General features: G+C 39.3%; 10 protein-coding genes and 1 pseudogene. 9 read left to right on the forward strand and 2 right to left on the reverse strand.

Annotation, left to right across the window (positions count from 1 at the left end):
* Window positions 1–388: 388 nt before the first annotated feature.
* Window positions 389–2505, reverse strand: a pseudogene (locus HMPREF9073_RS11400) (peptidylprolyl isomerase).
* Between the two features lie 306 nt (window positions 2506–2811).
* Between HMPREF9073_RS11400 and HMPREF9073_RS11405 the strand changes: the two are divergent.
* The 9 genes from HMPREF9073_RS11405 to rpoB all read left to right on the forward strand — a co-directional run bounded on the left by HMPREF9073_RS11405 (window position 2812) and on the right by rpoB (window position 11690).
* Entirely contained in the window at window positions 2812–4200 is a 1389-nt protein-coding gene (locus HMPREF9073_RS11405; RefSeq protein WP_009413927.1) for a leucine-rich repeat domain-containing protein, read from the forward strand.
* A 106-nt stretch (window positions 4201–4306) separates the two neighbouring features.
* Window positions 4307–4492 carry a preprotein translocase subunit SecE gene (gene secE, locus HMPREF9073_RS15560; RefSeq protein ID WP_009413928.1) on the forward strand — a complete coding sequence of 62 codons (186 nt, stop codon included), beginning with the start codon at window positions 4307–4309 and terminating at the stop codon, window positions 4490–4492.
* Window positions 4493–4503: 11 nt separating this feature from the next.
* Window positions 4504–5055: a transcription termination/antitermination protein NusG gene (nusG, locus tag HMPREF9073_RS11410; RefSeq protein WP_009413929.1), complete on the forward strand. Its 552-nt coding sequence runs from the start codon at window positions 4504–4506 to the stop codon at window positions 5053–5055.
* A 48-nt stretch (window positions 5056–5103) separates the two neighbouring features.
* The gene (gene rplK, locus HMPREF9073_RS11415; RefSeq protein WP_009413930.1) at window positions 5104–5541 is read left to right on the forward strand and encodes a 50S ribosomal protein L11; all 438 of its coding nucleotides are present in this window, start codon (window positions 5104–5106) and stop codon (window positions 5539–5541) included.
* 12 nt (window positions 5542–5553) lie between these two features.
* Window positions 5554–6243, forward strand: coding sequence for a 50S ribosomal protein L1 (gene rplA / locus HMPREF9073_RS11420; protein WP_009413931.1), 690 nt, complete (start codon window positions 5554–5556; stop codon window positions 6241–6243).
* A gap of 22 nt (window positions 6244–6265) precedes the next feature.
* Window positions 6266–6781: a 50S ribosomal protein L10 gene (gene rplJ / locus HMPREF9073_RS11425; RefSeq protein WP_009411589.1), complete on the forward strand. Its 516-nt coding sequence runs from the start codon at window positions 6266–6268 to the stop codon at window positions 6779–6781.
* Between the two features lie 53 nt (window positions 6782–6834).
* Window positions 6835–7215 (forward strand): 50S ribosomal protein L7/L12, encoded by a 381-nt coding sequence (gene rplL, locus HMPREF9073_RS11430; protein WP_002680017.1) that lies wholly within the window; start codon window positions 6835–6837, stop codon window positions 7213–7215.
* A gap of 137 nt (window positions 7216–7352) precedes the next feature.
* Entirely contained in the window at window positions 7353–7814 is a 462-nt protein-coding gene (locus tag HMPREF9073_RS11435; RefSeq protein ID WP_009413932.1) for a hypothetical protein, read from the forward strand.
* A 66-nt stretch (window positions 7815–7880) separates the two neighbouring features.
* Window positions 7881–11690 carry a DNA-directed RNA polymerase subunit beta gene (gene rpoB, locus HMPREF9073_RS11440; RefSeq protein ID WP_009413933.1) on the forward strand — a complete coding sequence of 1270 codons (3810 nt, stop codon included), beginning with the start codon at window positions 7881–7883 and terminating at the stop codon, window positions 11688–11690.
* A gap of 580 nt (window positions 11691–12270) precedes the next feature.
* Here rpoB and HMPREF9073_RS11445 read toward each other — a convergent pair.
* Window positions 12271–12456: a hypothetical protein gene (locus HMPREF9073_RS11445; RefSeq protein WP_009413935.1), complete on the reverse strand. Its 186-nt coding sequence runs from the start codon at window positions 12454–12456 to the stop codon at window positions 12271–12273.
* Window positions 12457–12481: the final 25 nt, after the last annotated feature.

The following is a 12481-nucleotide window of genomic DNA, read 5'->3' on the forward strand; positions in this document are numbered from 1 at the left end:
GAGCCGCACGGGCAATTAAGGACTTTGACAAAGTGTAGCGATAGTAAGTGAATGGTTATTTAGGGCAAAGATAGGGATAAAATGTTAATTGGCAAAATAAAAGGAGTTAAAGAATGTTGGGATTCTTTAACTCCTATTTTTTTATTTTCTGATTTCTATTTTCTGATTTCTATTTTTAACGTAAGTTCGATATAAGTAATTTTTTGATAGTCATTAAAATATTTTAAACTCCCACGAATTTCACGAAATTTCACGAATTTGGATTGTATAAAACTCTTTACTTTATATTATCCCACGAATTTTCACCTGACGGTGAATTATTTTATGAGTATATTGTGATATATCGTTGGGAATTAATGTTTTGTTATATGGGACTGGGGTTATTTTATTAATAGAATGAACTTAGGTTTTCTTTGATGGTGGCGCTGTTTTCCAATGATTTGAGGATGCTTTGTGCGGCACGCTCGGTACGGAGATTTTCAACGGTTTCAGCTTGGGTTCTGTAATCGGTGATTGCAGGGGCTATAGTCGCTGCAGTGAGTTGGATTACGTATACGGCGTTTTCACCATCGTGGGTTTAGAGATTTGACCTTGTTTGAGTCCGAAGGCGGCTCCTACGACTTTGGGTTCGCGACCTTCACCTATAATAGTTGGGTTTTTCATCACGAGACCTGTAGCGCTTTTTACTTCAGTTTTGTTAGCTGAAGCGATGGCTTGGAGGCTGTTGCCTTTGGCTTTTTCTTTTAAAATAGCGGCTTTCTTTTCGCGGATGAGGATAGGTTTTACGATAGGAGCGGCATCTTGTACAGAGCTGAGTCCTTCTTCACCTTGTTTTACTAATTGAGCGACGATGTTGTTGCTTCCGGCGTTGAATCGCTTGATGTCACCTACTTTGGTGTCCTTGTTGAACAACCATTGTACGATGGCGCGGTTGCTGCCTAATCCGATGATTTGGTCGTCGTTTTTATGGAGGTTATCGGCGCGGAGTACTGAAAGGTCGGATTTTTTGGCGATGCTTGCAAATTCTTTTGGATTTTGAGAAGCTTTCATTTCAAAGTTAGAAACTTTAGAGAAAATCTCGCTTACAGTGGCTTCAGAAGGTTCTACCGCACGGCTGATAGTAGCGATGTTTACGGCTTCGGCTTTGCCTGTAACTTTTACAACGTGGAACCCAAAGTCGGTTTCAACAAGACCTATGTTGCCAACGGGGTTAGCGAAAGCGAATTCTTCGAAAGGTTTTACCATTGCGCCTTTTCCAAAGAATCCGAGGTCTCCACCGCTGTAGGCAGCGCCAGGTTCTTCAGAGTTTTCACGAGCGAGTTCAGCGAAATCAGTTCCTGCTGTTTTGGCTTTTGCCAAGAGTTCTTCGGCTTTAGCCTTAGCTTCTTCCTTAGTGCGAGTGGTATTAGGAGTAGCGGCTTGGCTTCCTTGGTAGGCGATGAGGATGTGGCTTGCTTTCACGGCTCCGGCAGGTTCTTTGGCAACCATACGGCTGAGTTTGATGTTGCCGTCTTCTTCGTAAGGTCCGAATACTTTACCTACGGGAAGAGCGTAAAGGGTATCGGCGTAAGCAGAGCGGATATTGTCTTTATTTACGAAAGTGCTATCGTAAGGGACATTGGAGTTGCGATCAACGAACTCTTTGATATTCTTAGTTTTAGCGAATCCAGGGAGGGTGTCGTTGCTATTGGTTTTGCTGTTGTACACGACTTCGGGTTGCAAGAGTTTGAGCAAGCTTTGTTTTTCAGCTTCCATATCTTTAGCTGAAGGTTTTTCGGCAGCGACGATGTACTGGATGTTGCGGTAAGCCTCTTGTTTGAATTGTTTTTCGTGTTTTTTGATGTAATCTTGGATTTCGCCGTCGGTAACGGTAATATTTTTATCGTCGATGCTGCTGTATTGGAGGGCAACATAGTTAATATCGGCGAGGTCTTTTTCTTGGTGGTATTCCATTTCGGCTTCGGTATTGGTAACGCCGAGTCCAGCGCGGATGAGGCTGAAATACATTTGTTGTTTAGCGCCCTCTACGATAGCGTCTTCTTGCATTTTCCACTGAGCATAGGCTTCGGGGTTGGTGCTTTTGAGGGTAGCCAAGTAGGAAGTGAATTTATGGGGGTCGAACACGCCGAGTTCATTCACGAATTGAGGGTTTTGCGCTAGAGGGGTTTTAGCGAGGATAGCCAAGATTTGGTCTTTTTCGACACTAAGGCCGAGTTTTTCGATTTGTTGGTTGAGGAGGATTTCTTGGACTTTTTGTTCCCACACGTATTTAGCGGCTTCGATGCTGCTTACTTGTCCGTTAGCTTGACGAGTAGCGTTTTCGACTTGAGCGCGGAAGGCATCAATAGAGACATCTTCGCCGTTTACGGTACCTATTTCGTTAGGCATGTGGTTGCTAAAGCGCCCTTTACCGATGAAATCGGAGATGATGAAAGCGAAGAGGGCGAGCCCTATAATCGCGATAAGGAATACGGTTTTACTTCTAATCTTTTCGAGTACTGCCATTGTTTATATTCGTTTATAAAAGTATAAAATTGTTTGGTGTTATTAATCAAACGGCAAAAGTAATACTTTTTGTGGAAATGCAAAAATATTTTTAAGATTTTTTATAAGATAAGAGGTAAGAGGTAAAAGGTAAGAAATTGTTGTTGAGTGGGGTAGGGGTGATTTTATGTTTTTTTGGTGCAGTTTTTTGCAAGTAGGGAGAGGGTTCGTTGTGTCTTCGTTACGTGTTCGTTGTGTGTTCGAATGAGGTGCTTTTTTTGCTATTTGGCAATTATTTTGTACTTTTGCCCTTTGATATATAAAGATATGAAGACTACGACTCTTTATAAATACTTGTTTATAGTATTGTTTTTCGGCGTACGATTAGTGTTGGCTCAGCAAGGTGTTGAAGCGCTTTTCATCAAGGAAGGGGTTTTACTCAAGTGTGAAGATGCTAAGATACCTTCAGATGGCTATATAGCGTTGCCTCATACGGTGAAAGCAATTGCAAATGAAGCATTTAAAGGTTGTACGCGCTTGCAACGGATTAGCGTCTCGGGTGGGGTAACCACTATTGGGGATCGCGCTTTTGCGGGGTGTAATCATCTTACTAAAGTGGAAATGCTGCCTAACTCGGTGACGGCTATTGGGGTGCAGGCGTTTGCTTTTTGCGTTAAGCTGAAGGATATTAACTTACCTAATACGGTAGCGACGATAGGGGAGGAGGCTTTTAGAAGTTGTTTTGCTCTGGAACACATTGAAATACCCGAGTCTATGAGTCTTATTGGCAGCAGTGCTTTTATGGATTGTTCGGGGCTCAAGCAGGTGAGTTTTTTGGGTAATATTTTTAGTGTGATTCCGTCGCAGTTGTTTTACCAGTGTAAGGCGCTTGTGCAGGTAACTTTGCCGCCGAGTTTAAGGCATATTAAGAGCAGTGCTTTTGCGTATTGTGAGTCTCTTCCTGAATTGGTGTTGCCTGAAGGATTAGAGAGTATAGGCGACGATGCTTTTGAGTATTGCAAATCACTTAAGGGGATAAGTATTCCTGATAGTGTGTTTTTTATTGGAGCAAGTGCTTTTCATAGTTGTAGTGCTCTAGCAACGCTGAAATTGCCTTATGGTTTACGTCATATATTGAACGATACTTTTTTAGATTGTGTAAGTTTGAGTTCGGTGATAATTCCGGATACGGTGGAGAAAATCAATATGCAGGCATTCAGGAATTGTAGTTCGTTGATTGCTGTGCAAATGCCTTTGGCTCTCACTGATATTTTCTATGGAGCTTTCTATGGGTGCAAGAATTTACAGTATATTGATTTGCCTGAAAATATTAAATATATAGGTGTGTTTGCTTTTGCTGAATGTGTTAGCTTGCAAACAATAGAGTTGCCTCGTGCGGTGGTAGATGTTGCTGCTAAGACTTTTTATAATTGCGCCAATCTTACTGAAGTAAACTTGTCTAAATTTACAACTTCTATAGGGGTACAATCATTTTATGGGTGTGCAAACTTAAAAGATTTAAAATTGCCTAATACAGTAGAAAAGATAGATTTAGCAGCCTTTGAAAATAGTGGTCTTGCTGAATTGCATTGCCGAGCACTCACTCCGCCAGTAGTGAATCGCAGTTTTGGATATAAGGGGAAAGTGGTAGTGCCATATCGTTCATTAGAGCTCTATAGACAAGCAGAAGTATGGAAAGATTGTATTTTGGAATAAAAAATATTCTAAAAAGTTTGGTAGATTAAAAAAATCACCGTACTTTTGCCACCCAAAAGCGCACATAATAGGGCGTAATATTATTCATTAATAATACTAATAAGTTATGATTCAATACGTTAAAGAGTCTTATGAAGAGCTAACAAACCATGTTACGTGGCCTAATATTTCAGATGCACAGAGGGAAATGTTGGTAGTAGTGGTATTTTCTATTCTATTTTCTTTAGTAATTTGGGGAATGGATTCTTCATTTGAATACCTCATAGGTAAGTATTTTGAATTTATGAAATAAAAACAGCAAGAATGTCTGGATTAATAGAAAAAAAATGGTATGTAATTAAAACCGTTACCGGTCAGGAGAACAAAATAAAGAACTACATAGAGAACGAGACCTCACGATTGGGGTATGCTGACTATGTAGAGGAAGTGTTAGTGCCTACTGAAAAGGTGGTTCAAGTGCGTAATGGCAAGAAAATCACCAAGGATAGAGTGCATATGCCTGGCTATGTAATGGTGAAAGTTCACTTAGCAGGTGAGGTAGTGCATATCATTAAGTCTATCCCAGGGGTAGTAGGTTTTTTAAGTGAAACTAAAGGAGGTGACCCACTGCCATTGCGCAAAGTTGATGTAAACCGTATGCTTGGTCAGGTAGATGAATTAGCTGAAACAGTAGAAACAGTAGCTATTCCGTTTGAAGTAGGCGAGATGGTAAAACTTATTGATGGTCCTTTCAATGGTTTTAATGGTACTATAGAACGTGTGAACGAAGAGAAACGCAAACTTGAAGTGATGGTAAAAATCTTTGGGCGTAAAACACCTTTAGAACTCAGCTACACCCAAGTAGAAAAATTGTAACAAAGTCCTCGTAAAAGAGGCATTTAAATAAATTATTAATTATAAACAATGGCAAAAGAAATTAGTAAAGTAGTTAAACTACAAGCTCGGGGAGGTCAAGCGAATCCTTCGCCACCAATTGGACCCGCATTAGGTGCTGCCGGTGTTAATATTATGGAGTTCTGCAAGCAGTTCAATGCTCGAACACAGGACAAACAAGGAAAAGTAATTCCTGTAGTTATCACCGTTTACAAAGACAAGTCTTTCGACTTTGTTATCAAAACTGCACCTGCTGCTGTTCAGCTGTTGGAAGCCGCTAAGGTTAAAGGAGGTTCCGGAGAGCCAAACCGTAAGAAAGTAGCAAGTATCACTTGGGAACAAGTGAGAGCAATTGCAGAAGACAAAATGCCTGATTTAAATGCATTTACAATTGAGTCTGCAATGAGTATGGTTGCTGGTACGGCACGTTCAATGGGTATATCAGTAACAGGAGAAAAACCTTTTTAATCGCAAAGCAATATGGCAAAATTAACAAAGAAACACAAAGAAGCTCTTGCTAAAGTTGATAGAAATAAGCTCTATTCACTCAAAGAGGCTTCAGCATTATTGAAAGAAATCACTTACACTAAATTTGATGCTTCTGTAGATATTGCAGTGCGTTTAGGCGTAGACCCACGTAAAGCAAACCAAATGGTACGCGGTGTAGTTACACTTCCTCACGGAACTGGTAAAGATGTTCGTGTACTTGCCTTAGTAACTCCAGAGAAAGAAGCTGAAGCTAAAGCAGCTGGAGCCGACTATGTAGGGCTTGATGAGTATCTACAAAAAATCAAAGACGGCTGGACTGATGTAGACGTAATCGTTACTATGCCTGCTGTAATGGGTAAATTAGGTCCTTTAGGGCGTGTGCTTGGTCCTCGTGGCTTGATGCCAAATCCTAAAACTGGTACTGTTACTATGGAAATAGGTAAAGCTGTACAAGAAGTGAAATCTGGTAAAATCGATTTCCGTGTAGATAAAACTGGTATCGTACACGCTTCTATCGGTAAAGTATCATTTACTGCTGATAAGATTGTAGACAACGCTAACGAGTTGATGCAAACATTAATAAAAATGAAACCTACTGCTGCTAAAGGCACATATATGAAATCAATCTATATTTCATCTACTATGAGTCCAAGTATTGCAGTAGATACTAAAACAGTTTAATTTGTAGTTAAAAACCGAAATTATGACAAGAGAAGAAAAATCATTAGTAATAGACAATTTAACTGCACAGTTAGCTGATAATAATGTTATTTATGTAACAGATTTAACTGGTTTGAACGCTCAAGATACAACGGCTTTACGTCGTGCTTGTTTCAAAGCGAATATCAAATTAGCAGTTGTGAAAAATACCTTGCTTGCTAAAGCAATGGAAGCTTCAGAAAAAGAATTTGGTGAATTGCCAAATATCCTTAAAGGAAACACTTCATTGATGTATGCTGAGGTAGGAAATGTACCTGCAAAACTTATCAAAGAATTCCGCAAAAAATCAGAAAAACCTATTCTAAAGGGAGCTTATGTAGATGCGGCTGTATTTATTGGCGACAATCAATTAGATGCCTTAGCAGCTCTTAAATCTAAGAATGAAGTTATTGGTGAAATCATTGGCTTGCTCCAATCACCTGCCAAAAACGTTGTTTCAGCTCTCAAATCAGGTGGCGGCAAATTGGCTGGTATCATCAAAACTTTATCTGAAAAGTAAAACAGAACGCACAGAATTTATTTTTAAACAATTAAACAAAAACGATAGAAAAAATGGCAGATTTAAAAAATTTCGCAGAACAATTAGTAAACTTAACCGTTAAAGAAGTAAACGAGCTTGCTCAAATCTTGAAAGAAGAGTATGGTATCGAGCCAGCTGCAGCAGCAGTAGCAGTAGCAGCAGGTCCAGCTGCAGGTGGTGCTGGTGAAGCAGCCGCTGAAAAAACAGAATTTGATGTATTCTTGAAATCAGCAGGTGCTAACAAATTAGCGGTTGTTAAATTAGTAAAAGACTTGACTGGTCTTGGACTTAAAGAAGCTAAAGAAGTAGTAGACGGCGCTCCTTCAAAAGTAAAAGAAGGTGTTTCTAAAGAAGAAGCTGAAGGGCTTAAAAAATCTTTAGAAGAAGCTGGTGCTGAAGTAGAATTGAAATAATTTTACTTATAAACCCTATAAGGTTTAGGTCTTTTTCAATGGCAAAAAGACCTAAACCATTTTGTAATTTAAGGCAACAATACAACAACAATATTATGGTAGAGAATAGATACTCTTGCCAATAAACATAAAACAAAATGAGCAAACATCTTGAACGTTTAAATAACATCTATTGGAGCTTCTCTAAGAAATATTACAACACTGTAGAAGAGTTTAAAAAAGATATTGAAGAGTATAATCTTAGCTGTGAAAATGAAAAAGAATGGCGATTGGACGAGCTTGTAGTTGATGAACCTAAGATTGAAATGCAATATATGGCTTGGGTAGATCCAGAACACATACTGCCTAACGAGGAACTGATGGAAGATGATGATATCTTTGAAGAAGAACCAGATGATGATGAGTATGGTTATCAGGTAGAATTAGCAGCAACTTTGCTTCCTGATAATGGCAAGAGCTTTTTGGGGTATGAACTCTTAATGAAAGTACATAACCAACAGGCAAATAAAGAATTAGGAGACCACGTATTTTATGAAGGTACAGAGATAGAAAGAGGAGAAAATGGAATAGCTATATTGCCTATCTACTGTGGTAGCTAATGACTAAAGATAAATAAAGAACAACTTACTACTAACACACTAAATAATAATATTAAAGTAAAGAAAATGCTTACGAATCAAACCGCAAGAGTCAATTTTGCTTCTGTGAAACACGTTCCTGAATATCCTGACTTTTTGGATATTCAAATCAAATCGTTTCAAGAGTTCTTTCAGATGGAAACCAAGTCGGAAGACCGAGTTCACGAGGGATTGTACCACACCTTTAAGGAAAACTTCCCTATATCCGATACTCGTAACCAATTCGTATTGGAGTTTCTCGACTATTTTGTAGACCCTCCTCGCTACTCTATACAAGAGTGTATTGAGCGTGGTCTTACCTATAGCGTGCCTCTGAAAGCCCGATTGAAGCTCTATTGCACCGACCCTGAGCACGAAGATTTTGAAACTATCGTACAAGATGTGTACTTGGGAACTGTGCCTTATATGACTTCCAGCGGAACTTTCGTTATCAATGGTGCTGAACGCGTGGTGGTTTCTCAATTACACCGTTCTCCTGGGGTATTCTTCGGTCAGTCGTTTCACGCTAATGGTACTAAACTCTATTCTGCACGTATCATTCCTTTCAAAGGTTCGTGGATTGAGTTCGCTACCGACATCAACAATGTGATGTACGCTTATATCGACCGTAAAAAGAAATTGCCCGTAACTACACTTTTCCGTGCGATTGGTTTTGAACGCGATAAAGATATATTAGAAATATTCGACCTTGCCGAAGAAATCAAAGTTTCTAAAACAGGGCTTAAAAAATACATCGGTCGTCGTTTGGCTGCTCGTGTACTTAACACTTGGCACGAGGACTTCGTAGATGAAGATACCGGAGAGGTAGTATCTATTGAGCGTAATGAGATTATCCTCGACCGCGATACTGTACTCGATGAGGATAACATTCAAGAAATCTTAGATGCTGATGTAAAAACTATTCTTCTTCACAAAGAAGATAGTCAGGCTACAGATTATACTATTATCCACAATACTTTACAAAAAGACCCTACCAACTCTGAAAAAGAGGCGGTAGAACACATTTACCGACAATTGCGTAACGCTGAACCACCCGATGAAGAAACTGCTCGTGGTATTATCGACAAGTTGTTCTTCTCAGATCAACGTTATAACTTGGGAGATGTAGGGCGTTATCGTATCAACAAGAAATTGGGCTTGGATACCCCTATGGAAAAGCAAGTGCTTACCAAAGAGGATATCATCACCATTGTAAAATATTTGATTGAGCTTATCAACTCTAAAGCAGAGGTAGATGATATCGACCACTTGTCTAACCGTCGTGTGCGCACGGTAGGAGAGCAGTTGGCAGCTCAGTTTGGTGTAGGTCTTTCTCGTATGTCACGCACTATCCGCGAACGTATGAACGTACGTGATAACGAGGTATTTACACCTATCGATTTGATTAACGCTAAGACTCTTTCATCTGTAATCAACTCGTTCTTTGGTACAAATCAATTATCTCAGTTTATGGATCAAACGAACCCATTAGCCGAGATTACTCACAAACGCCGTTTATCAGCTTTAGGACCTGGAGGTTTATCACGTGAACGTGCAGGTTTTGAGGTACGTGACGTACACTATACTCACTACGGACGTTTGTGCCCAATCGAAACTCCTGAGGGACCAAACATCGGTTTGATTTCATCATTAGCGGTATTTTCTAAAGTAAACGGTATGGGCTTTATTGAGACCCCTTACCACAAAGTTACTAACGGAAAGGTAGATCTTAAAGATATGACTTACCTTACTGCCGAAGATGAAGAAGGACTCAAAATTGGTATGGCAAATATTGCATTAGACGATAAAGCTAATATCATTGAGGAAAAAGTGGTTGTAAAAGAAGATGGTGATTTCCCTGTAATCGAACCTAACGAAGTACAATATATAGACGTTGCTCCTAACCAAATCGCTTCTATTTCAGCTTCTCTTATTCCATTCTTGGAACACGACGACGCGAACCGTGCATTGATGGGCTCAAATATGATGCGCCAAGCAGTGCCTTTGTTGAAACCAGAAGCTCCTATTGTAGGTACAGGTTTGGAACGCCGTATAGCATCGGATGCTCGTGTGCTTATGAATGCTGAACGCGATGGGGTAGTAGATTACGTGGATGCTGAAAAAATCATCATTACTTACGATCGTACTGACGAAGAAAAACTCGTGAGCTTCGACCCTGATGAAACAGTATACAACCTTATCAAATTCCAAAAAACTAACCAAGGTACTTGTATCAACCTTAAGCCAATTGTAGAAAAAGGCGAACGTGTGAAAAAAGGACAAGTGCTTTGTGAAGGTTATGCTACTGAAAACGGAGAGTTAGCACTTGGTCGCAATATGAAAGTAGCGTTTATGCCTTGGAAAGGGTATAACTTCGAGGATGCGATTGTAATCTCAGAACGTGCTGTACGCGATGATATTTTTACCTCTATCCATATTGATGAATATGCACTTGAAGTGCGTGACACTAAGTTAGGTGCTGAAGAACTTACCAATGATATTCCTAACGTATCAGAAGATGCTACTAAGGATTTGGATGAAAACGGTATGATTCGCATTGGTGCTGAAGTACGCCCTGGTGATATTCTTATAGGTAAGATTACTCCAAAAGGTGAATCTGACCCTACTCCTGAAGAGAAACTCCTCCGCGCTATCTTTGGTGATAAAGCAGGTGATGTGAAAGATGCATCTCTAAAAGCCTCTCCATCACTTTACGGGGTAGTAATCGACAAGAAATTGTTCTCTCGCGCAGTAAAAGATAAACGCAAACGCAGTAAAGATAAAGAAGATGTAGTGCAATTAGAAGCCGACTACAATGCTAAATTCGAGGCGCTTCGTACTAAATTATTAGAAAAACTATTTAGTTTAGTAGCCGAAAAAACCTCAGAGGGGGTAGTAAACGACCTTGGTGAAGAGATTGTACCTAAAGGTAAGAAATACACCAAAAAAGTACTCGAAGGTATTGAAGATTATGCTCATCTTACTTCTGCAGGATGGACTAATGATAAACATATCAACGGACTTATAGATGACCTTTTGCACAACTATCGCATTCGTGAAAATGACCTACAAGGAGGATTACGTCGCGATAAATTTACCATTGCTGTGGGTGACGAATTGCCTGCAGGTATCCTTAAATTAGCTAAGATTTATGTGGCTAAGAAACGTAAGCTAAAAGTAGGTGATAAGATGGCAGGTCGCCACGGTAACAAGGGTATCGTAGCACGTATCGTTCGCGATGAGGATATGCCATTCCTTGAAGACGGAACTCCGGTAGACATCGTGTTGAACCCTCTTGGGGTACCTTCACGTATGAACATCGGTCAGATATATGAAACTGTATTGGGTTGGGCAGGACAAAAACTCGGTAAGAAGTTTGCAACTCCTATCTTCGATGGAGCATCGCTAGAGCAAATCAATGAGCTTACTGATGAAGCAGGCGTACCGCGTTTTGGTCATACTTACCTATACGATGGTGGTACCGGTGAACGTTTCGACCAAAAAGCAACCGTAGGGGTAATTTATATGATTAAACTCGGACATATGATCGACGATAAGATGCACGCGCGTTCTATTGGTCCGTACTCACTCATCACCCAACAGCCATTGGGAGGTAAAGCCCAATTTGGTGGACAACGTTTTGGAGAGATGGAGGTATGGGCATTAGAGGCTTATGGAGCATCTAGTACCTTACGCGAAATCTTAACTGTAAAATCCGACGATGTAGTAGGTCGTGCCAAAACTTACGAAGCGATTGTAAAAGGTGAGACAATGCCAGAACCAGGCTTGCCAGAATCTTTCAACGTATTGATGCACGAACTTAAAGGTCTTGGATTAGATATCCGACTTGAAGAATAATTGTTAATTACGACTGACGAATTACAAATAACAAGTAATTCGTCAGTCATTAGAAATAAAATTCCAAACTATTGAATATTCAGTAGTTTGGAATTTTTGTTTTTTTAAGGAGGTTAGAAAAAAAGATGATGATTTAGAACTATTGATGTGTTTCTAAGTATTGCATCCAACGTTCATATTCTTCTGGAGTTTGAAAAACATCTATAAAATACTTTTCTCCTCCCTCACGAAAAGCTGTTTCTTGAGCTTGCTTAGGAGAATATTCACTTTTTTGGAGGCTTCCCCTTTAGCTTTACATTTTTTGCTTTTAATACAAAAATCTGCGACCTTTACGCAAAATTTAAATGCGTGTATCTTTCCATTGTCTTTTGTAATTATTTGACAAAGAAAAGTATTTATTTTAAAAGAGAAAAGACTTTTAGTGTTTTTTTCTCTTTTTTGTTGTTCAGAATATTGCTTCCACGGGATAATATTCTGAACAACAAAGTCTTTACCAAAATCTTCACTAAAAATTTAACTTACTACCTTACAAATAAAAAAACTTTGGCAAAGTGATAAGAGGTTAAACAAAAATGGTATATCAATCTTTTTCCCAAGGATATTTTCCCCATAAATTTTTAAAAAATTCATAATCATCGCGATCATCATCGTGACATTTACTCATCTTTACATAAAAAGAAGGACCAAGAAATTTTTGATCGTAAACTTTATAGGCTCTATAGAACTTTCCTATTTTCTTATATATAAGATCTATATATTTTATCATTAGTGTTTATCAAAGAAATGTTAAA

Origin of the sequence: Capnocytophaga sp. oral taxon 326 str. F0382 (assembly GCF_000318295.1) — a bacterium.
Classification (GTDB): domain Bacteria; phylum Bacteroidota; class Bacteroidia; order Flavobacteriales; family Flavobacteriaceae; genus Capnocytophaga; species Capnocytophaga periodontitidis.